21 protein-coding genes are annotated in these 20,723 nt (G+C 72.7%); 12 read left to right on the top strand and 9 right to left on the bottom strand.

The genetic code is table 11. The annotated features are described in order from the left end of the window. Positions 1 to 136 precede the first annotated feature (136 nt). The 6 genes from acsA (at position 137) to HF526_RS36875 (ending at position 6,490) form a co-directional block, all read left to right on the top strand. Positions 137 to 1,915 (top strand): acetate--CoA ligase, encoded by a 1,779-nt coding sequence (gene acsA, locus HF526_RS10750; RefSeq protein WP_169381261.1) that lies wholly within the window; start codon positions 137 to 139, stop codon positions 1,913 to 1,915. Then, positions 1,912 to 2,883: a pyruvate dehydrogenase (acetyl-transferring) E1 component subunit alpha gene (gene pdhA / locus HF526_RS10755; RefSeq protein WP_338051402.1), complete on the top strand. Its 972-nt coding sequence runs from the start codon at positions 1,912 to 1,914 to the stop codon at positions 2,881 to 2,883. The genes acsA and pdhA overlap by 4 nt, the downstream gene beginning before the upstream one ends. Further along, on the top strand, positions 2,883 to 3,857 hold the full coding sequence (locus HF526_RS10760; protein ID WP_169381263.1) for an alpha-ketoacid dehydrogenase subunit beta: 975 nt from the start codon (positions 2,883 to 2,885) through the stop codon (positions 3,855 to 3,857). The genes pdhA and HF526_RS10760 overlap by 1 nt, the downstream gene beginning before the upstream one ends. Before the next feature lies 1 nt (position 3,858). After that, positions 3,859 to 5,175: a 2-oxo acid dehydrogenase subunit E2 gene (locus tag HF526_RS10765; RefSeq protein ID WP_169381229.1), complete on the top strand. Its 1,317-nt coding sequence runs from the start codon at positions 3,859 to 3,861 to the stop codon at positions 5,173 to 5,175. Beyond that, positions 5,175 to 5,447, top strand: a complete 273-nt coding sequence (locus tag HF526_RS10770) for an acyl carrier protein (protein ID WP_169381230.1) — start codon at positions 5,175 to 5,177, stop codon at positions 5,445 to 5,447. The genes HF526_RS10765 and HF526_RS10770 overlap by 1 nt, the downstream gene beginning before the upstream one ends. A gap of 122 nt (positions 5,448 to 5,569) precedes the next feature. Then, the gene (locus tag HF526_RS36875) at positions 5,570 to 6,490 is read left to right on the top strand and encodes a universal stress protein (RefSeq protein ID WP_169381231.1); all 921 of its coding nucleotides are present in this window, start codon (positions 5,570 to 5,572) and stop codon (positions 6,488 to 6,490) included. A 26-nt stretch (positions 6,491 to 6,516) separates the two neighbouring features. On the opposite strand, the gene HF526_RS10780 is transcribed toward HF526_RS36875, so the two are convergent. The 9 genes from HF526_RS10780 to HF526_RS10820 all read right to left on the bottom strand — a co-directional run bounded on the left by HF526_RS10780 (position 6,517) and on the right by HF526_RS10820 (position 13,549). Further along, positions 6,517 to 6,912 (bottom strand): hypothetical protein, encoded by a 396-nt coding sequence (locus tag HF526_RS10780; protein WP_169381232.1) that lies wholly within the window; start codon positions 6,910 to 6,912, stop codon positions 6,517 to 6,519. A gap of 53 nt (positions 6,913 to 6,965) precedes the next feature. Continuing rightward, the gene (locus HF526_RS10785; RefSeq protein ID WP_169381233.1) at positions 6,966 to 7,502 is read right to left on the bottom strand and encodes a flavodoxin domain-containing protein; all 537 of its coding nucleotides are present in this window, start codon (positions 7,500 to 7,502) and stop codon (positions 6,966 to 6,968) included. 120 nt (positions 7,503 to 7,622) lie between these two features. Then, complete coding sequence (locus HF526_RS10790; protein ID WP_169381234.1) at positions 7,623 to 8,873, bottom strand: Nramp family divalent metal transporter; 1,251 nt, start codon at positions 8,871 to 8,873, stop codon at positions 7,623 to 7,625. A gap of 11 nt (positions 8,874 to 8,884) precedes the next feature. Further along, entirely contained in the window at positions 8,885 to 9,598 is a 714-nt protein-coding gene (locus HF526_RS10795) for a metal-dependent transcriptional regulator (RefSeq protein ID WP_169381235.1), read from the bottom strand. A 52-nt stretch (positions 9,599 to 9,650) separates the two neighbouring features. Further along, complete coding sequence (locus HF526_RS10800) at positions 9,651 to 10,226, bottom strand: GNAT family N-acetyltransferase (RefSeq protein ID WP_169381236.1); 576 nt, start codon at positions 10,224 to 10,226, stop codon at positions 9,651 to 9,653. A 155-nt stretch (positions 10,227 to 10,381) separates the two neighbouring features. Next, positions 10,382 to 10,603: a hypothetical protein gene (locus HF526_RS34550; protein WP_211177049.1), complete on the bottom strand. Its 222-nt coding sequence runs from the start codon at positions 10,601 to 10,603 to the stop codon at positions 10,382 to 10,384. A gap of 38 nt (positions 10,604 to 10,641) precedes the next feature. Continuing rightward, positions 10,642 to 11,304, bottom strand: a complete 663-nt coding sequence (locus HF526_RS10810; protein ID WP_169381237.1) for a Bax inhibitor-1/YccA family protein — start codon at positions 11,302 to 11,304, stop codon at positions 10,642 to 10,644. Between the two features lie 698 nt (positions 11,305 to 12,002). Then, positions 12,003 to 12,659 (bottom strand): N-carbamoylsarcosine amidohydrolase, encoded by a 657-nt coding sequence (locus tag HF526_RS10815; protein ID WP_169381238.1) that lies wholly within the window; start codon positions 12,657 to 12,659, stop codon positions 12,003 to 12,005. Next, positions 12,656 to 13,549 carry a polysaccharide deacetylase family protein gene (locus HF526_RS10820; protein ID WP_169381239.1) on the bottom strand — a complete coding sequence of 298 codons (894 nt, stop codon included), beginning with the start codon at positions 13,547 to 13,549 and terminating at the stop codon, positions 12,656 to 12,658. The genes HF526_RS10815 and HF526_RS10820 overlap by 4 nt, the downstream gene beginning before the upstream one ends. Before the next feature lie 209 nt (positions 13,550 to 13,758). Between HF526_RS10820 and HF526_RS10825 the strand changes: the two genes are divergently transcribed. The 6 genes from HF526_RS10825 (at position 13,759) to HF526_RS10850 (ending at position 20,486) form a co-directional block, all read left to right on the top strand. Next, entirely contained in the window at positions 13,759 to 14,532 is a 774-nt protein-coding gene (locus HF526_RS10825) for an SDR family NAD(P)-dependent oxidoreductase (RefSeq protein WP_169381240.1), read from the top strand. Between the two features lie 407 nt (positions 14,533 to 14,939). Further along, positions 14,940 to 15,797, top strand: coding sequence for an FAD binding domain-containing protein (locus tag HF526_RS36880; protein WP_169381241.1), 858 nt, complete (start codon positions 14,940 to 14,942; stop codon positions 15,795 to 15,797). Between the two features lie 5 nt (positions 15,798 to 15,802). Continuing rightward, positions 15,803 to 16,282: a (2Fe-2S)-binding protein gene (locus tag HF526_RS10835; protein WP_169381242.1), complete on the top strand. Its 480-nt coding sequence runs from the start codon at positions 15,803 to 15,805 to the stop codon at positions 16,280 to 16,282. A 2-nt stretch (positions 16,283 to 16,284) separates the two neighbouring features. After that, complete coding sequence (locus HF526_RS10840; RefSeq protein ID WP_169381243.1) at positions 16,285 to 18,720, top strand: xanthine dehydrogenase family protein molybdopterin-binding subunit; 2,436 nt, start codon at positions 16,285 to 16,287, stop codon at positions 18,718 to 18,720. 71 nt (positions 18,721 to 18,791) lie between these two features. Continuing rightward, positions 18,792 to 19,754, top strand: a complete 963-nt coding sequence (locus HF526_RS10845; RefSeq protein WP_338051403.1) for a cyclase family protein — start codon at positions 18,792 to 18,794, stop codon at positions 19,752 to 19,754. A gap of 57 nt (positions 19,755 to 19,811) precedes the next feature. Then, on the top strand, positions 19,812 to 20,486 hold the full coding sequence (locus HF526_RS10850; RefSeq protein ID WP_169381244.1) for a GntR family transcriptional regulator: 675 nt from the start codon (positions 19,812 to 19,814) through the stop codon (positions 20,484 to 20,486). Positions 20,487 to 20,723: the final 237 nt, after the last annotated feature.

The following is a 20,723-nucleotide window of genomic DNA, read 5'->3' on the forward strand; positions in this document are numbered from 1 at the left end:
CAACGGCCCGCGCGAACCGGTCGATCGACCCTCGTGTCATCGCGCGGGCCGGCGGCAGCCTGGACCCCATGAATCGGCTGACGAGCGAGGCGAACCCGGTGCACCTGCGCGGGAACCGACCGTGACCACCCAGCCCATGCTGCGGGCGGACGTGATTCACAAGCCCGCCGACCTGCGGGCCCGGGCCAACCTGGTCGACTACGACCGGGCCCGCCGGGAATTCAGCTGGCAGCAGGCCCGCGACGCGCTCTCCGGGCTACCAGGCGGGGCCGGGCTGAACATCGCGTACGAGGCCGTCGACCGGCACGCGGCGGGGCCGCGCGCCGGGGTCACCGCGCTGCGGTGGCTGGACCGCACCGGCGGCGTGCGGGAGATCAGCTACCGCGAGCTCGGTGAGCTCACCGGACGGTTCGCCAACGTGCTCACCGGCCTCGGCGTCCGGCCGGGCGAGCGCGTGTACACCCTGCTGGGGCGGGTGCCGGACCTCTATGTGGCCGTGCTGGGCACCCTCAAAGCCCGTTGCGTGCTGTCCCCCCTGTTCTCCGCGTTCGGGCCGGAGCCGGTGGCCGAGCGGATGCACCTGGGCGAGGCCGCCGTCCTGGTGACCACGCCGGCGCTGTACCGCCGGACCATCGCGCCGATCCGGGACCGGCTCCCGGCGCTGCGGCACGTCCTGCTGACCGGACCCGCCGCGACCGGCCTGCCCGGTACCGCGAACCTCTCCGACCTGTCGGGCGCGGCCTCGCCGGCGTTCACCGTCGGCCCGACCGACCCGCAGGACGCCGCCCTGCTGCACTTCACCAGCGGCACGACCGGCCGGCCCAAGGGCGCGCTGCACGTGCACGAGGCGGTCGTCGCACACCACGCCACCGCCCGGTTCGCCCTCGACCTGCGCACCGACGACGTCTTCTGGTGCACCGCCGACCCGGGCTGGGTCACCGGCACCTCCTACGGCATCGTGGCCCCGCTGGTCATCGGGGCCACGATGCTCAGCGACGAGGGCGAGTTCGACGCCCGCCGCTGGTACCGCGTGCTCGCCGAGCAGCGCGTCACCGTCTGGTACACCGCGCCGACCGCGGTGCGGATGCTGATGCGCCGGGGCCCCGAGGAGGCCGCCCGGCACGATCTGTCCGCGCTGCGCCTGGTCGCGAGCGTCGGGGAGCCGCTCAACCCGGAGGCGGTGCGCTGGGGTGCCGAGGTGCTGGGACGACCGGTGCACGACAACTGGTGGCAGACCGAGACCGGCGCCATCATGATCAGCAACTTCGCCGCGGCCGACATCCGGCCCGGGTCGATGGGCCGCCCGCTGCCGGGGATCGACGCCGGTCTGCTGGAGCGGGGCCCGGACGGCCGCGCCCTGGTCGACGCCGACGGCGGCGTGCATCCGCTGGCGGGGGCCGCCGAGGGCGAGCTGGCCCTGCGTGCGGGCTGGCCGTCGATGTTCCGCGGCTACCTGAACGACCCGGAACGCTACGCGGCGGCGTTCGCCGACGGCTGGTACCTCACCGGGGACATCGCCCGCCGCGACTCCGACGGCTGGTACTGGTTCGTCGGCCGCGCCGACGACGTGATCAAGTCGGCCGGGCACCTGGTCGGTCCCTTCGAGGTGGAGAGCGCGCTGATGGCCCACCCGGCGGTGGCCGAGGCCGGGGTGATCGGCATGCCGGACCCGGTCGCCGGCGAGCTGGTCAAGGCCTTCGTGACGCTGCGCGCGGGGATCGAGCCGACCGAGGAGCTGCGCACCGAGCTGCTCGGCTTCGGCCGTCGCGCGCTCGGCGCGGTGGCGCCGAAGGAGATCGCCTTCGACGACGCGCTGCCGCACACCCGCAGCGGCAAGGTGATGCGCCGGCTGCTCAAGGCCCGGGAGCTGGGCCTTGCGGAAGGCGACCTGTCCACCCTGGAGGTGACCCGGTGACAACGTCCCGGGACGAGAAGGACCGCCTCGAGCTGCTGACCGAGATGCTGCGCATCCGCCGCTTCGAGGAACGCAGCGTCGAGCTCTACAGCAGTGCCGCGATCCGCGGCTTCATGCACCTGTGCATCGGCGAGGAAGCCGTGGCCGTCGGCGTGCTGCAGGCCCTCGGCGCCGACGACGCGGTGGTCTCCACCTACCGCGAGCACGGGCACGCGCTGGCGCGCGGGGTGCCGATGGAGGCCGTGTTCGCCGAGATGTTCGGCCGCGCCACCGGGTGCAGCCGCGGGCGGGGCGGCTCGATGCACCTGTTCGACGCCTCCCGCCGGTTCTACGGCGGCAACGCCATCGTCGCCGGCGGGATCCCGGTGGCGGTGGGGCTGGCGCTGGCCGACGCGATGCAGGCGCGGCCGCTGGTCACCGCATGCCTGTTCGGGGACGGCGCGGCGGCCGAGGGCGAGTTCCACGAGGCGCTGAACCTGGCCGCGCTGTGGCGGCTGCCGATCGTGTTCTGCTGCGAGAACAACCAGTACGCCATGGGCACCGCGCTGGCCCGCAGCCACGCCCAGACCGACCTGGCGCTGCGGGCCGCGTCCTACGGGATGCGTTCCTGGCCGGTCGACGGCATGGACGTGCTCGCGGTGCGCGACGCCGCCCGGCGCGCCGTGGACACCGCCCGGGCCTGCGGCGGGCCGTGTTTCCTGGAGCTGCGCACCTACCGGTTCCGGGCGCACTCGATGTACGACGCGGACCGCTACCGGGACCGGGCCGAGATCGAGCGCTGGCGCGAGCGGGATCCCGTCGAGCTGCTGGCCGGTGCGCTCGGCGCCGACGGCCTGCTCGACGACGCCGGCCGCGAGGCCCTGGAGGCCGAGACCGCCGCCGAGATCGACCGTGCCGTGGCGAACGCCGAGGCCGGCCCGCTGGAGCCGGTCGAGGACCTGACCCGCTTCGTCCGGTCGCAGCGGTGATGGCCACGACGACCTACCGGGAGGCGGTCCGGGCCGGGCTGCGCGAGGCGCTCACCGCCGACGACCGGGTCTTCCTGATGGGCGAGGACGTGGGCGCCTACGGCGGCTGCTTCGCGGTGAGCGCCGGCCTGCTGGAGGAGTTCGGCCCGGACCGGATCCGGGACACCCCGCTGTGCGAGTCGGCCTTCGTCGGCGCCGGGATCGGGGCCGCCCTGGGCGGCATGCGCCCGATCGTCGAGATCATGACGGTCAACTTCAGCCTGCTGGCGCTGGACCAGATCCTCAACAACGCCGCCACCCTGCTGCACATGTCCGGCGGCCAGCTGAACGTCCCGCTGGTGATCCGCATCGCCACCGGCGCCGGCCGACAACTCGCCGCGCAGCACTCGCACAGCCTGGAGGGCTGGTACGCGCACATCCCCGGGCTGCGCATCCTCGCCCCGGCGACGCTCGCCGACGCGCGCGGCATGCTAGCCCCCGCACTCGCCGACCCGGACCCGGTCCTGATCTTCGAGCAGATCGGGCTGTACGGGACGTCCGGTGAGCTGGCCGGGGATGCGGGGCCGGTGGACATCGACCGGGCCGCGGTCCGCCGCCCGGGCGGTGACGTCTCGCTGGTCGCCTACGGCGGCTCGCTCGCCCCGGCGCTGGCAGCGGCCGAGGACCTCGGCGCCGAGGGCGTGTCCGCCGAGGTCGTGGACCTGCGCACGCTGCGTCCCCTCGACGAGGCGACGGTGCTGGAGTCCGTGCGCCGCACCCACCGGCTCGTCGTCGTCGACGACGGGTGGCGCAGCGGCAGCCTGTCCGCCGAGGTCGCGGCGCGGGTCGCGGAGCACGCGCTCTACGACCTGGACGCGCCGATCGAGCGCGTCTGCGGCGTCGAGGTTCCGATCCCCTACCCGCGGCACCTGGAGGAGGCCGCTCTCCCCTCGCCCGCCGACGTGGTGGCCGCGGCGCGGCGGGCGGTCCGTTGACGTGTCCGAGTTCCGGATGCCGTCGCTCGGCGCGGACATGGAGGAGGGCACCGTCCTGGAATGGCTGGTCGGGCCCGGGGACCCGGTGCGCCGCGGCGACGTGGTGGCCGTCGTCGACACCGACAAGGCGGCCATCGACGTGGAGTGCTTCGACTCCGGCGTGATCGAGCGGTTGCTCGTGCAGCCCGGCGAGAAGGTCGCGGTCGGCACCCCGCTGGCCGTCATCGGCGCCGCACCGCCGGCCGCGGAACCGGGGGGCTCGGCGCCGCCGCAGCCCGCGCCGCAGCCCCTGCCGGCGGTGCAGCCGGTCCCGCACCCGGCGGTGCTCTCGCCGCTGATCCGCAGGCGCGCCGCGGCGGCCGGCCTGGACATGGCCACGCTGACCGGCAGCGGTCCGGGCGGGATCGTCACCGCGGCCGACGTCGAGCACGCCCTGCACCGCGCCGCTGCGGTCGCGGCGCCCCCGGAGCCGGCCGTCGTCGCTGCGGCCCCCGCCGCACGCCCCCGCGTCTCGCCCTATGCCCGGCGGCTCGCCGTCGGACGCGGGCTGGATCCGGCGACGCTGCGCGGCTCGGGCGCCGACGGCGTGGTGCGTGCCCGCGACGTGCCCGCAGCCACGGCCCCGGGGACCGGTACCGAAGCGGCCCGCGACGGGGCCGCCGGCATGCGCCGGGCGACAGCGGCCCTGATGGCCCGGTCGAAGCGGGAGATCCCGCACTACTACCTGGCGCTGGACATCGACCTGGGCCCCGCGCTGGAGTGGCTGCGCACCCACAACCGGGAGGTCCCGGTCGCCGCGCGGGTGCTCCCGGCGGCGGTCCTGCTGCGCGCGGTGGTGCTGGCCGCGGGAGCCGTCCCCGAACTCAACGGGCACTGGGTCGAGGACCACTTCGTCGCCGGCGACGGGGTCCACCTCGGGGTCGCGGTGTCGCTGCGCGGCGGAGGCCTGGTGGCGCCGGTCATCAGGGACGCCGGCGCGCTGGGGCTCGACGACCTGATGGCCCGGGTGCGCGAGGCCGGGGAGCGCGCCCGCACCGGGCGGCTGCGCTCGTCGGAGGCCGGCGGAGCGACCATCACCGTGACGAACCTCGGTGAGCTCGGTGTGGACTCCGTCGACGGCGTGATCCACCCACCGCAGGTGGCGCTCGTCGGGTTCGGTGCCGTCCGGCCCCGGCCCTGGGCCGACGGCGACGCGGTCGTCGTGCGCCCGGTCGTCACCGCCACCTTGTCCGCCGACCACCGCGCCACCGACGGTGCGGTGGGTGCGCGCCTGCTGCGCGAGATCGACCGATGCCTGCGACGACCCGAGGAGCTGTGATGGCCAGACCCCGGCACGACCTGACCGCCTCGCAGGCCCGCGCGCTGGTGCTCGACGTCCTGCGCACGGTCGCCCCCGGCCCCGAGCTCGACGACCTCGGCCCGCACGACGACCTGCGGGAGACCCTGGGGCTGGACTCACTGGACTTCCTCGCGGTGGTGACCCGGGTCAGCGAGCGGACCGGGCAGCGGATCGAGGAGGACGATTACGACCGGCTCGCCGACCTCGCCGGCTGGGTGAATCTGCTCAGTGCACCGGGCCGAACCGCCTGATCGGCGCGATCCGGGGTGCGGGCCCGAGGACCCCGCATCCGGGGCCTCCCGGCCCTGCGTGCCGGCACCGGATCGCGACCACGCTGGTCGCAGCGGTGTGACAGGCCTCCCGAGGAGATCGTGTGAACCAGCAGAGCAGCCCCGAGGCGCCCGTGGTCGTCGGGGTCAACGGAACCGAGACCGCACTGCGGGCGGTCGTCTGGGCGGCGGGCGAGGCCCGGCTGCGCGCCCTGCCGCTGCGGATCGTGCACGCGGCGCCCTACGCCGCCGAGCGGACCGGACCCCTGCGGCGCCACGCCACCGGCATCCTGGCCCGCGCCTACACGGTCGCGCGGCACCGGGAACCCTCGGTCGCCGTCCACACCGAGCGGCTCGACCACGAGCCGGTGCGCTCGCTACTGGAGGAAGCCGGACAGGCTCAGCTCCTGGTGCTCGGCATGGTCGGCGGGGACCGGCCCGAGGAGGTGCTGCTCACCTCCACCGCGTTGCGGGTCAGCGGCCGGGCCCCCTGCCCGGTGGTCGTGGTGCGCGGCAAGTCCGCCGCGGCGTACGCAGGCCGCCCCGTCCTGGCCGGGATCGACGACCCGGCGGCCGACTCGGCCGCCCTCGCCGCGGCCTTCGAGGACGCCCGGCGGCGCGGCACGCCGCTGATCGTGCTGCACGCCCGGCACGGCCGGGTGAGCGAGCACCTCGCCGGTCGCGACGCCGAGGCCCAGGCCGAGGCGCTGGAGCGGTTCACCGAGGCGATGGCGCCGTGGCGACTGCGCTACCCCGACGTCCAGGCCGACGTGCAGGTGCTGCGCGGTGGACCGGTGGACCTGCTGCTGCAGGAGGCCGTGCACGCCCGGCTGGTCGTGCTCGGCACCCGCGCGCACCACGCCGCCGAGCGCGCCGTCCACGGCTCGACCAGCCGCGAGGTGATCCGCTCCTGCCCGTGCCCGGTCGAGGTGGTGAACCCCGACGTCGCCCCGCTGGAGACCACGGGACCGGCCACGACGGCCACGCCCCCGTCGGTGGCGGGGACACCGGGCCGGCCGAGCTGACCGACCCCGCGACGGGCCGGCGTGCATCAGCGCGTGGGCCGTGCCCGGCCGCTGCGCAGGTGGCGCGCGGTCGCGGCCGCCCACATCAGCACGATCGCGGCGACGCCGACCGTGAGTGCCGCCAGGCTCCCGGTGACGATGGCCGACAGGCCGAAGGCCAGCGCGACGATCCCGACGGCGCCCAGCAGTCCCGCCCCGATCCGGCCCACCGTCTCGACCCGCCCACCGACCCAGAACGCCGCTGTCCCGGCGAGCAGGCCGATGGCCGCGACGCCCCGCGGCCCCGGGACGACCGGCAGACCGGGACGGACCGCGTCGACGACCACGAGCAGCACCACGATCCCCACCAGGACACCCGCGGCCGTGTCCCGCCAGGTCAGCCCGCCCGGGGGCGGGCCCGGGGCGTCGTCGGACGGGCTCACCCCGTCACCCCCGGATCGGCTGTCGATGTCATGAAGGCCCGATCGATTCCCTGTCAGGCCCCGGCGCGCGGGAACTCCTGGGGGCGGGCTGCGAGCCGATCCGCGATGCCGGCGGCCCAGGCGTCGATCTCGTCCCAGTCACGGAAGTCGCCGTAACGCCCTACCACGGCGAAGAGGACGCGTCCGGCCCGTGAGGTGTTCTGTTCCTTCCGGTAGGCACCGGAGAACAGGCGGTGGTCCCGCGGCTCGACGAGGCCACGGAAACCGGCGATCACCTTCGGCCCTTCCGACCGGGCGAGCCGTCGCAAGGGCCGGTGCAGGGCCGCCGGCATCCCGACACTGAACAGCCACACCGGTCGCCGGCGGAGGATGTCGGCGTTCTGCCGCACGAACCGCGCCGCCTGCTCGAGCCAGGCTCCGTTGTGGATGGCGCTACCGAGCACCAGCGCGTCGTAGCGGCCCGCGTCCGTCACCCGGTCCAGGGCGAGGACCTCGACGCCGTGTCCGCGTTCGGCCAATCGGGCCGCCACCCGCTCGGCGATCTCCCGCGTCGAGCCGTATGCGCTCGCGTATCCGACCAGTACCGACATGCTGTCCCCCGGAAGCTCGACTCCGGGCCCAGCTTCCGCGTCCGCTGCCGGCGTTCGAAGTGCTGATGGTCCCCGCTTCGCAGGGCTTCCAGCGGCCCCGGCGCGCACCGGTCCGGGTGGCTAGCTGAACGTCTGCCAGAAGAGCCATCCGTTCAGCACGATGATCAGCGCCGCGGCCACGGCGGCCAGGGCGGTGGTGGCCCGCCGGTTGACCAGCTCACCCATCACGTCGGGGCGGCGGGTCAGCAGGACGAGTGGCACCAGGGCGAAGGGGATGCCGAAGGACAGCACCACCTGCGACAGCACCAGCGCCTGGGTGGGGTCGATGCCGACGCCCAGCACGACCAGGGCAGGGGCGAGGGTGAGCACACGGCGCAACAGCAGGGGAATGCGGCGCTGGATGAAGCCCTGCATCACGACCTGCCCGGCGTAGGTCCCCACCCCGGAGGAGGCGAATCCCGAGGCCAGCAGGGCGACCGCGAACGCGAACGCGGCCGGCTGGTCGAGCACCCGGGCCAGGCCGGCGTGCACCCCTTCGAGGGTGTCGATTCCCGGGACGCCGGAGCCGAAGAACAGCGCCGCGGAGACCACCAGCATCGCCGCGTTCACGACGCCGGCCAGCCCCATCCCGAGAAGCACGTCGAGCTGCTGATGGCGCAGCAGGAACCTGCGCTCGACGGCGTCGGCGGCCGGGATGCGCCGCTGGGTCATCGCGGAGTGCAGGTAGATCACGTGCGGCATCACGGTGGCGCCGAGGATGCCGGTCGCCAGCAGCAGGCTGTCGGCTCCGTCGAATCGGGGCACCAGACCCGCCGCGAGCTCGGCCGGGGCGATGTGCACGCGCAGGGTGGTGGCGACGAAGCCGAGCAGGATCACCCCGAGCAGCCCGGTGATGGCCAGTTCGAAGGGGCGGTAGCCCTTGGCCTGCAGAGCCAGCAGCGCGAACGCGACCAGGCCGGTGATCAGCCCACCGGTGAACAGCGGGATGCCGAACAGGAGGTTCAGGGCGATCGCGCCGCCGATCACCTCGGCCAGGTCGGTGGCGATCGCGACCAGCTCGGCCTGAACCCACATGCCGCGGGAGACGGCGCGTGGAAAGTGCTTGTGGCACAGCTCGGGCAGGTTGTGTCCGGTGGCCAGGCCGAGCTTCGCCGACAGGGCCTGGATGAGCATCGCCAGCAGGTTCGCGCCGAGGATGACCCACAGCAGCAGGTACCCGAACTGGGCACCGGCGGAGAAGTTCGTGGCGAAGTTGCCGGGGTCCACGTACGCGATGGCCGCGACGAACGCCGGGCCGAGCAGCGGCAGCCGCCCGCGGAACCCGCCGCGGGCCCGGAGCTCGGCGACCGTCGGCGGGGTCGCCCTGCTCATTCCGGTGGCGCTCACTCGGTACCCCGCCGGGGTGCCTGCCCGGCGACGGCCTCGGCGGCCCCCGGGAGGATCCTGCCGTGGACGAGCCTGGTCAGCGGCCCGCCCAGGGCGTGCCGATCACCACTGGGGACGCGCACCCAGCGCGGGCCGCCGAACGGGGCCTGCTCCTCGACCTGCAGGACCGCTCCGGGACGTATGCCGAGTTCTCCGAGGTAGCGCAGCGCCGCGCTGTCGCGGTCGGAGACTCGCTCGACCCGGAACCGGCAGCCTGCGGGTGCGGCGTCGAGCGGATCGCCCCACGCCTCGTCGTGCCGGCCGTGCCGGGGCGGGATCGGATCGCCGTGCGGGTCCCGGGCCGGGTGGCCGAGGGCGGCGTCGATGCGCTCCTCGAGCCGGTCGCTGAGCGCGTGCTCGAGCAGTTCGGCCTCGGCGTGCACCTCGTCCCACGGCACACCGAGAGCGGTGGCCAGGTAGGTCTCCAGCAGCCGGTGGCGGCGGACGACGCGCAGCGCCGCGTTCTCGCCTCGTTCGGTGAGCTGCAGCTGTCTACTGTCCGGCCGCACGACGAGCCGGCCCTGCTCGAGGCGCTTCATCATCGCCGAGACCGACGGGGACGACACCCCGAGCTCCTGGGCCAGCACACCGGTCGTCACCGTCTCTCCCCGGGAGCTCAGCCCGTAGATGACTTTGAGGTAATCCTCGATCGCCGGGGAGATAGCCACCATGAGTTCGGACTATAGACATGGCTATCTGATGTGGATAGCCCTCACGACGCAATCAGTCGGCCTCGAAACGGGGCGGTGGGTGAGCATGCGGCGCGGCCCGGTCGAGGTCCGCCGAGCGCAGCCGGAACACCTGCAGGGTCAGCCCGAAGTACTTGTCGGTCTCGCCGACCCAGATCATCCCGTTGCGGCGCACGGTGGCCGCGGCGCGCGTATTGCCCGGCCTGACGACCGCGAACACCTCGTCGATGTCCTGGCTGAACGCCCACTCCGCAATGGCGTACGTCGCTTCGTTGGCGTAGCCGTGGCCCCACGCATCCGGCTTGAGCTGCCAGCCGATCTCCAGGTCCTCGTTGCCCGGGGGAAGCGGCAGCAGATGCGCTCCCCCGATGAGAGCGCCGTCCGCGGTGCGGTCGATGGCCCACCGGCCGGCCGGCGGGTCCAGCCGGGCGTCCTCGGCGACCCACTGCTGCACCAGCAGCCGCATCGCCACCGGGTCCTGGGGCCGCCCCATGGCCGGGCTGAGCCAGCGCGCGACCTCCGGGTTCCCGTAGACCTCCAGCGCGGCGGGCGTGTCGTCGACGTGCCAGGGCCGCAGCACCAACCGCTCGGTCACCAGACGCTGCGACACGTGCTCACCTCCACTTCGAACCGTCGCGCGCAGCCCGGACCGGCCGGGGTTGCAGGCGAAGGGTTCGACGGAACTCGTCGTCAACGACGAGAGCGGTGCTCATGGGCGCCTCTGGCTGCGCAACTGAGGCCCGGACCGCCGGTCCGAGTCCGTTCTCAGAGCGACGGTACCGGCGTGCGGGGCACGAACGCGAGTCCCAGCCCCGGATACGTGATGAGGTACCGCGGGTGGGCCGGATCGGGTTCGAGCTTGCGCCGCAGGCCGGCAAGGTGGACCCGCAGGTGGCTGTTTGCTCGGATGCCCATCGTGCCCGGCCTCGGGAGGCCACCGGCCAGGGTCTGCGCGACGCGGCCGGTACCGAGGATCCCGATACGCATGAGGACCCCCGGTGCACCGGAGTGGGTTGCTCTGTGACTCAGTCCCGTTCCTGCCCCGAGAAGATCTGCAGGAAGAACAGGAAGACGTTGAGGATGTCCAGGAAGATCGACGCTGCCAGCAGGGGTGCGGAGTCGATGGCCGACGAACGCCGCAGCCGCTGGAAATCGAACATGGTGAGGCCGGCGAAGATCACCAGGCCGAGCACGGAGTAGATCAACGCGCCACCCGGGATACGAACGAAGATCAGCACGATCCCGAACACGATGAGGGCCAGCAGCGCCCAGAAGCAGATCCGCGCGAGCGCCGACAGGTCGCGCCGGGTGGCGTAGCCGGCAGCTCCGAACCCCGCGATGAACAGCGCGGTGGCGCCACCTGCCTGCCAGAGCGCACTCGGGTTGACGCTCGCGTAGTAGGCAAGGGTCATCGCCAGGGCCAGCCCGAGCAGCAGGCCGAAGGCCGCCAGCAGCACCACGGTCAACTGCCGGGATCTGCGCGCCGCGAACCGCATCCCGATGAGGCAGGCGAAGGCGGCGATGAACGCGATGATGCCCACGCCGTTGGCGAGGTTGCGGCCCAGGTAGGCGCCGAGGGCGAACAGGGCCACCGTGAACGCGACGTATCCCATCGTCTGCGCGAACAGGGTGTGGGCCTGATCGCGAGCCGACGACCCGGCTCCTCGATAGTTGAATGACTCATCCATGACATGCCGCTCTTTCTCCGTGAAGACGTGCGGGACGGCCAGCACGACATGCGGCCCGGCTCGTAGCCGCCGGCACTGCGGCGGGATCGGCCACGCCGCGACGGTCGAGGTGGTCCGCGGCGTCCGACGTGGCGGTGCTGCCGGGGTTCTGCCGCCCGGCGGTCACGAATGGCATGGCCCTCCCCCGCCGGCGAGGCGATGATCCGGGCGCCGGTGGACAGCCGCGGATGATGCCCTCACCCGCGGGCATCGCGGCGGACCCGGTCGACGATGCTGCCGCTCCACCATCGTCGACCCCCGTGGCGGCGAGGTCTACGAACACCCGGCGGCAACCGGCTGCGCTGCTCGAGCACGGAACTGGTCTCGTGATGAGCCGTCAACGTCGCTGATGGCAGCGGGGCCTCACCGCAGCCGGGGGGCGGGGTGCCGGTTCTCCCTCATCTTGAAGCAGCCACGACACCCGCAGGTTGGACCGTCCGGGAACCAACCCCCCGGCCCTCAGGGCACGCCGGCCCCCACCGCCGACCGGACCGCGACGTCATCCAGGACGAGCACTTCTCGTCGCGGCAAGGACACGCGACACTTCTCGTTGCGTCAGGAGTAAGGAGAACTCCCCGGATGGCCCCGGCTCGGGGTCGGCTCGTTCGGCCTGATGAGCCGGAGGCCGTCCCGACCGCCTCGCCGACCGCGCCCGCGGGTCAGCCGGCTCGATCGGCGAGGTAGCCCGCCGCCTCGGCGAGCCCGATCACGTCGCCGTACTTGCTGTCGATGTCGAACAGGCTGGCCAGGTGCGGCAGCTCCGCCCGGTCCCCGACCGCATCCTCGACGACGATGGTGTGGAACCCGTAGGAGCAGGCGTCCACGGCGCTCGCCCGCACACAGCCGCTGGTGGTGCACCCGGTGATCAGCAGGGTGTCGACCCGCCGCGACATCAGCCGGGACGCGAGGTCGGTACCGAAGAAGCACGACGCGTACTTCTTGACCAGCAGCATCTCGGTGGGACGGCGATTCAGCCGGGGGTCGACCTCCACCCACTCGCTGCCCTCGACCAACCAGGTGTTGGACGGGATCTTGCGGATCCACAGGCCGGCTTCCTGCAGATCCGGGTCGTAGGCGACGGTCGAGAAGATGATCGGCACGTCGGTGCCGCGAGCGAGTTCGAGCAACTCGTTCGTCGCCTTCAGCTGCGTCTCCAGCGCACCGGAGAGCGGCGAGCGGGAGTCGGTGAAGCCGCGGATCAGGTCGACGACCAGGATCGCCGGACGCGACCCGAACCCGATGCGCCCGCCCAGTCCCTTGCTGCGGAACTCCTCCCGCAGTGCCGCGTACTGCTCGACCATGTCCGACCTGGTCATCGCGCCCCCTGTTCGCCGGCGGCGTCCGCCGCCGGGTGCGTCCGTTCGTAGTGCTCGGCGATCTCGTCACTGGTCGTCAGCCAGACACCGGACCTACCGGCGATGTAGTCGAGCGCCTGGTCCAGGTACTTGTGCCGGAACGGCTGGTTGACGATGAACGGGTGCAGGCACAGCGCCATCACCCGCCCGCTGTGCGCCGAGTCCTCGTAGAGCTGGTCGAACTGGTCGATCACGATCTGCCGGAAGTCCGCCCCGCTGAGGCTCTTGCCCACGAAGAGGCTCACGTCGTTGACCTCGATGGAGTACGGGACGCTCAGCATCCCCGGCACGTTCAGCCGGTAAGGCTGGTCGTCGTTGCACCAGTCGAGCACGTAGCTCAGCCCGAGCTCGGCCAGCAGCTGCGGCGTCTCGAAGGTCTCGGTGAGCGCCGGGCCGAGCCAGCCCTTGGGCCGGCTCCCGGTCGCCTTCTCGATCGTGTCCACCACGTCGGTGAGGTAGGCCAGCTCCTCGTCGCGGGTCATGCCCGCCTGGAACGTCGAGTTGTCCCGGCCGTGCGCGAGCCACGCCCAGCCGCGTTCCCGCCCGGCGTCGATGATCTGCGGATACCGGCTGCAGACGTCGGAGTTGAGCAGCACGCTCGCCCGCAGCCCGTGCCGGTCGAGGCTGTCGATGAGCCGCCAGATCCCGACCCGGGGGCCGTAGTCACGCCAGCCGTAGTTGCACGGGTCCGGGGCGAGCCCGGCGGTGCCGCCGAAGATGCTCGTCGACGGGCGGTCCACCTGGTAGTGCTCGACGTTGAGACCGACGTAGAACGCCACGCGGGCGTCACCCGGCCAGGCCAGCGGCGGGCGTTCGGTGATGGGGCTGTACTCGAAGAGCTCGTTGTCCATGGCCACTCATCTCGTGCCGTCATCCCGGATCCGGCTCCCCGCGGCCCATCGGAATGGACTCTGCTGTGAAGAAGACGGCTCTGTCTAGCGAGAATTGCGGGGCGCTGTCAAGACCGTGCCGCCCACCGGTGCATCCTCGGTAGCACTGGTGGAAACCGGTGACGTGGGCGCACGACACCGGAACGGCGAGTCGAACCGACGGAGGTGCCATGTCCGACGTGGCCGATGTACGGGTCCTGATCACCGGATCGACGAGCGGCCTCGGCCTCGCGATGGCCGAGGCACTGGTGGCCGGGGGCGCCCGAGTGATGATCACCGGACGCCAGGAGGAGCGGGTCCGGGCGGCGCTGTCGCGGCTCCCCGCGGGTCCCGGCAGGACCTACGGGATCGCCATGGACGTCCGCGACCAGGCGTCGATAGGGCGCGGCATCGAGGCCACCTACCAGCAGCTGGGAGGCCTCGACGTCCTGGTCAACAACGCCGGGCTGGGCATGCGTCACGTCAATCCGCGGTTCCTCGTGGAGCCCCGGCCCTTCTGGGAGGTTCCGGCCCAGGGCTTCCGGGAGGTCCTCGACACCAACCTCACCGGCTACTTCCTGGTCTCGCAGGCCGTCGCACCCCGCTTCGTCCAGCAGGGACACGGCAAGATCATCAATATCTCGATGAACCACGAGACGATGCAGCGCAAGGGCTTCGTGCCCTACGGACCGTCGCGCGCCGGCGCCGAGTCGCTGTCCGTCATCATGGCCGCCGACCTCGCCGACCACGGGGTGACCGTCAACCAACTGCTACCCGGCGGAGCCACCGCCACCGGCATGATTCCCGACGACGTACCCGCCGAGGTCCGCGCCGGCCTGCTGGACCCGTCGGTGATGGCCGGCCCCATCCGCTGGCTGTCCTCCACCGACTCCGACGGGGTCACCGGCCAGCGCATCAACGCCGGCCGATTCGCCGACTGGCTACAGCAGCACGCCGGCAGCTGACCGGGTCGGCCGGCGACACGCGGCCGGACCCTCCGCCTCCGTGGCCCGCCTGCCTGCGGACTGGCGCACCCGGCTACCGCAGCAGCGCGACGAGCTCGTGTCCGCGGGGCGGGACCCCGCGCCCGGCCTGACTCCCCCACCGTGTGCCGCCGCCGGGCACGGCGTGTCCCATTTTGCTCCCCTCCGCGCCGGGAACGACCAGCAGCATGGTGGCCAACGGCCCGGCCGGCATCCGGGAGAAATCCAGGACGGAAGACTGGCCAACCGCGCCCACCTCGGTTATAAACTATATTCGCTCACACGTGACTGCCACCACACCTTGCTGATCAGCCCCACGGGGCGGATCGCGGTTCCGGCCCGCCCCGTGCCGGGGTGCCTGCCACCTCAACGAAGAGGAGACATCGACGGTGCGAACGGCAACATTCGAGTTCACCCGGGCGGCGTCGTTGGACGAAGCCCTCGCCGCGATGGCCACCGGAGCGCAGGCGCTCGCCGGCGGACAGAGCCTCGTCCAGACGATGAAGCTGCGGCAGGCCGCCCCCGCACACCTCGTCGACATCAACGGCGTCGACGACCTGCGCGGCCTGGCGTCCGACGGCGACGGGCTGCGCATCGGCGCGCTGACCCGGATCGCCGAGCTCGCCTCGTCACCGGACCTGGCCCGGCACTGCCCCTGGCTGCAGGACGCGGCCCGGCGCACCGCCGACGTCCAGGTGCGCAACCGGGGCACGATCGGCGGCAACCTCTGTTTCGCCGACCCCCGCTCCAATCTCGCGTCGACCCTCATCTCGCTGCGGGCCGAGCTGACGGTGCGCAGCCGCGGCGGGACCCGCCGGCTCGGCGTGGAGGAGTTGTTCGCCGGCTTCCGCCGCAACACCCTCGCGGCCGGCGAACTGGTCACCGCGGTCCACGTCCCCGGCTGGGCCCCCGCGGCCCGCGGCGCCTACCGCGAGCTGTCCCGCCAGCCCAACGGCGTCCCGGTGGTCAACGTCGCCGTCACCGTCAACACCGACGGCGTGGTCGGCATCGGCGTCGGCGGCCTCGGGATGCGCCCGCTGCGCGCGCTGCAGGTCGAAGAAGCGCTGCGGACAGTGGACCGCACCGACCCCGACGCCGTGCGCACCGCCGCCGGGCGGCTCGCCGACGACCTGGGCGCGGTCGAGCCCCTCACCGACCTGCACGGATCTGCCGAGTACCGCCTCGATGTCGCCACCGCACTGCTGCGCCGTCTCGTCGTCGAGACCGCCCGGACCGAGGAGAGCTGAGCCCCATGGCCGAGAGCACGAAGATCACCGTCACCGTCAACGGTGTGGTGCACGAGCGGACCGTCGAGCCGCGCACCCTGCTCGTCGACCTGGTGCGCGACGAGCTCAGGCTCACCGGCACCCACGTCGGGTGTGAGGAGGGCATCTGCGGCGCCTGCACCGTCACCGTGGACGGCACCATCGTCAAGAGCTGCCTGATGTTCGCGATCCAGGCCGACGGCGCCGAGGTGACGACCGTCGAGGGCCTCACCCCCGCCACCGGGTTGAGCCCGCTGCAGGAGGCGTTCCGCAACGAGTTCGCCGTCCAGTGCGGCTTCTGCACCCCCGGCATGATCGTCGCGGCGGAAGCACTGCTGCGCGACAACCCCGACCCGACCGAGGACGAGGTCCGCGAGCACCTGGTCGGCAACCTCTGCCGGTGCAGCGGCTACCTGCCCATCATCGCCGCCGTCCGCGCGGCTGCCGGCGCCCGCCAGGAGGCCTGATCATGACGATCGACGAAGCGACCGGCTCGCTCATTGGTCGCGCGGTCAAGCGCACCGAGGACCGGCGCCTGCTCACCGGGCGTGGCCGGTTCGCCGACGACGCCGCCGCCATCGACGCGCTGCACTGCGCCATCCTGCGCAGCCCGCACCCGCACGCCCGGATCGTGCGGGTCGACACCTCCGCCGCACGCCGGCTGCCCGGCGTGGTGCTGGCCATCTCGGGTGCGGAGGCGTCCGAACACTGGAACCGGCTCCCGGCCGCCATGGACCTGATGGACATGAAACTGCCGAGCGTCTACGCATTGGCGACGGACAAGGTGCACTACGAGGGCGAGGCGGTGGCCGCCGTCGTCGCCGAGACCCGATACGCCGCGGAGGACGCGCTCGCGGCCATCGAGGTGGAGTACGAGCCGCTGCCGGTGCTGGCCTCGGTGCACGACGCGCTGGGCGTCGACCCCTTCGAGAACCCGGACGGCCCCTGGCAGCCCAAGACGGTGCTCTACGAGGAGTGGGGGCACAACGTCCAGTGCGACTGGGCGTTCGAGATCGGCGACCCGGACGCGGTGTTCGCCACGGCCGACCACGTGGTGTCCTGCCGGCCGGCGGCGCACCGCTACAGCGGGGTCCCCCTGGAGACCCGGGCCGTCGTCGCCGAGTACGACGCGGGCAGGCAGAGCCTCAAGGTCCGGATGTCCACCCAGTTCCCCCACCAGGCGCGCACCCTGATCGCCGCCGTCCTCGGGCTGCCCGAGCCGAGCGTGCAGGTGGTCGCCGACGACGTGGGTGGCGGTTTCGGTAACAAGCTGCAGGTCGACTCCGAGGTCATTCCCACGCTGCTGGCCGTGCTCACCGGACGGCCGGTGAAGTGGTTCGAACCGCGCCGCGACTGGCTGAGCAGCGCACCGCACTCCCGCGACTACGCCCACCACATCCAGGGCGCCTTCGACTCCGACGGGCGGCTGCTCGCCGTCCGCGAGCACCTGGTCGGCGACGAGGGCTGTGACGGGGCCGGCCGCTCCGCGGGGCTCGGCGCGCTGCTGGTCGGCGGCACCTACGCGCCCGGGCCGTACGACGTGCGGTCCTACCGCACGCGGGTGCAGGCCGTGGTCACGAACAAAGCGCCCTACGGGGCCTACCGCGGCTACGGCAAGGAGACCGCGAACCTGGCGATCGAACGGCTGATGGACACCGCCGCTGCCCGGATCGGCATCGACCCCGTCGAGATCCGGCGGCGCAACCTGGTCCGCGAGTTCCCCTACGAGATGTCGTCCGGCCCGATCCTGGAGAGCGGCAGCTTCGCCGAGTGTCTCGAGGCCGTGACCGAGGCGATGGACCTGCCCGCCCTGCGCCGCCGCCAGGAGGAGGCCCGCGCACAAGGCCGGCACCTGGGCATCGGGGTCATCTCGTTCCTGGAGCCGTCCGCCGCCGCCATCCCGATGTCGGTGTTCAACGGCTACGAGTCCGCGTCGGTCCGGATCACCCCTGACGGCCAGGCCATGGTCCTGACCGGCATGCAGGCGATCGGCCAGGGCGTGGAGACGGCACTCGCGCAGATCACCGCCGACCGCCTGGGCATGAACACCGACGACGTCCGCGTGGTCTACGGCGACACCAACGCGGTGCCCTACGGCCTCGGCGCCTTCGCCAGCCGCGGCGCCACGTACGGCATGAGCGCCACCCACGAGGCGGCGACCCAGGTGCGGGAAAAGCTGCTCAAGGCCTCGGCCAACCTCCTCGAAGCCAACCCGGACGATCTCGAACTCGGCGGCGGGGAGGTCTGGGTCGCGGGCGTACCCACCAAGCGCATCACGATCGCCGACGTGGCCAAGGCCGTCTACCTGTTCCCCGGGCCGTACGCGACGCTGCCGGGCGAGCCGAATCCGACGCTGGAGGGCAACTACGTCTGGACCAACCCGAACGTCAGCTGGGCGCCCGACGAGCACGGCCGGGTGCGACTCTATCCGGCGCACGGCAGCGGCGCCCAGGCAGCGCTGGTCGAGGTCGACATCGAGACCGGGCAGGTGTCCATCGAGAAGCTCTGGGTGGCGCACGACGTCGGAAAAATGATCAACCCCGGGATCGTGCACGCCCAGATCATCGGCGGCATGATGCAGGGCCTCGGCGGCACGATGTTCGAGCAGCTCTGCTACGACGACGAGGGTCGCCTGCTCACCACGACGCTCAACGACTACCAGTTGCCGAACGCGATGTCGGCGCCGCCGATCGAGATCCTGCACCTGGAGACCCCGTCGCCGGTGACCCCGCTGGGCACCAAGGGAGTCGGCGAGGCGGGCTGCATCGGGACCCCGTCCGTCCTGCTGTCCGCGGTCGAGGACGCACTGCGCCCCCTCGGCGTGCGGGTCGAGCGCACCCCGCTGGACCCGCAGCGGGTGCGCGCGCTGGTCCGCGAGGCCCAGAACCGCGTGGACGGTCCCTGATCCGTGCGGGGCCCGCCCGCCGGACGGGCCCCGCACCACGGCCTGCCTCGACATACCACATTGGAGGATCAGTGAGCGCCCCGCCCAGCAACGAGACGATCGCGGCAGCGAACGCGACGCGACACCGGATCAGCCGCAGCCCGTTCGGTCCCGACGACCAGATCGGGATGCTCAACATGATCACCCCGGAGTCGCGGGCAGCCGCCCTGGAGCAGGCCGACGCGACCCGGCTGTTCGACCTGTCGGTCGAGTACCACGTGGGGATGCCGTCCTGGGCCGGGCTCGGCGATCCGACCTACCAGTTCTGGATGTCGCACACGCCGGCCGGCACGGTCAGCGAGGACGTGATGGGCCTCGGCGCGGAGCAGAACAACCTGGTCGCGTACTCCGGTGACTGCGTGTCGATGTACACCCACACCGGGACGCACCTGGACGCGCTCAACCACTTCGGCTACTGCGGTGAGATCTGGAACGGCTTCACCGAAGCAGATCACCTGGGCAGCCGGCACTGGCTGCGCTGCGGCGCCGAGCAGCAGCCCCCGATCATCGCCCGGGGCGTGCTGATCGACGTCGCCCGCGCGCACGGCACCGACCTGCTGCCGGACTCCTACGCCATCGGCGCCGACGAGCTCACCGACGTGATGGCCGCGCAGGGCACCGAGGTGCGGCCGGGGGACGTCGTCTTCATCCGGACCGGGCGGATGACGGTCTGGCCGGACCCCGAGCGGTACCTGTTCCGGGAGCCGGGTCTCAACCGTGAGGGCGCCGAACTGCTGGCCCGGGCCGGCGCGATGATCATCGGCTCGGACAGCGTCGCCCTGGAGCAGATGCCGTCGGCCGACCCGGAGAACTGGCACCCGGTGCACACCTACCTGCTCGCCGAGGCCGGAGTCCCGATCATGGAGAACGTCTACCTGGAAGAGATCTCGGCCGAGTCGCTCCACGAGTTCATCCTGATCGCCGCGGGGCTGCCGCTGCGCGGGTCGACCGCGGCGCCGATGCGGCCGATCGCGATGCCGCTGCGTTCCCGGTAGCGCCGACATGATCGGCTGGAAGCCCGGCCCCGGCCCCCTCCTCGTACCGTGTGCCCCATGACATCCGGTGCCAGCAGGGGGGCCGGCCCCAGCACGAGCCAGCAGCACGCCGTCGAGTGGCTGCGGCGAGCCATCGTCGAGGGCGGGTTGCGGCCGGGCACGCACATCCAGCAGGACGAGATCGCCGAACGCATCGGGGTCAGCCTGATCCCGGTGCGCGAGGCGCTGAAGGTGCTCGAAGGCGAGGGACAGCTCACCTACATCCCGCGCCGGGGCTACTTCGTCACCGAGCTGCGCGCGGCCGACCTCATCGAGATCAACGCGCTCCGCGAACTGCTGGAGGACCGCGCGGCCCGGGCCGCCGTGCCGATGCTCGACGAGGCGGTCATCGACCGGCTGGAGCGGGCCGCGCGGGACTGTTCCGTCGCCTCGACGACCGGCGACGTCGCCGCTGAGCTGGCCGCGAACCGGCGATTCCACTTCGGCATCTTCGAATGCGGCAGTGGGCCGTACATGATGCGGTTGATCAGGCTGTTGTGGGAGTCCACGGAGGCCTACCGCGCGCTCTACTACAACATCGAGGCGGAGCGGCACGCCGCCGACGAGTCGCACGCCCGGATCCTGGACGCGGCCCGGGCCCGCGACGCCGACCGGCTGATCGCCGAGCTCGACGAACACCGCGACCGCGCGTTGCGCACCCAGGTCAAGATCCTCACCCAGCACGGGTCCTGACCGCGCTCGCCGGCGGATCGCTCCGAGGCGCGGCGGGCCTGCAGCGCAGGCAGGTGGTCGGGCAGCTCCTCACGGCCGGCGAACACCACGCCGGCGAGCTCGTCAGGTGGCAGCCGCAGCACCGCGAGGTCGTCGACGGCGCCGCCGTCGAACACCAGGATCAGCCCCTCGGTCCGCGCCGCGGAGGCCGGCACGTCGTCGACCGCCAGCAGCCGACCGGGTTGCCGGTTGAGCCAG

The sequence above is a fragment of the Pseudonocardia acidicola genome, assembly GCF_012911935.1.
In the GTDB taxonomy this organism is placed as follows: domain Bacteria; phylum Actinomycetota; class Actinomycetes; order Mycobacteriales; family Pseudonocardiaceae; genus Pseudonocardia; species Pseudonocardia acidicola.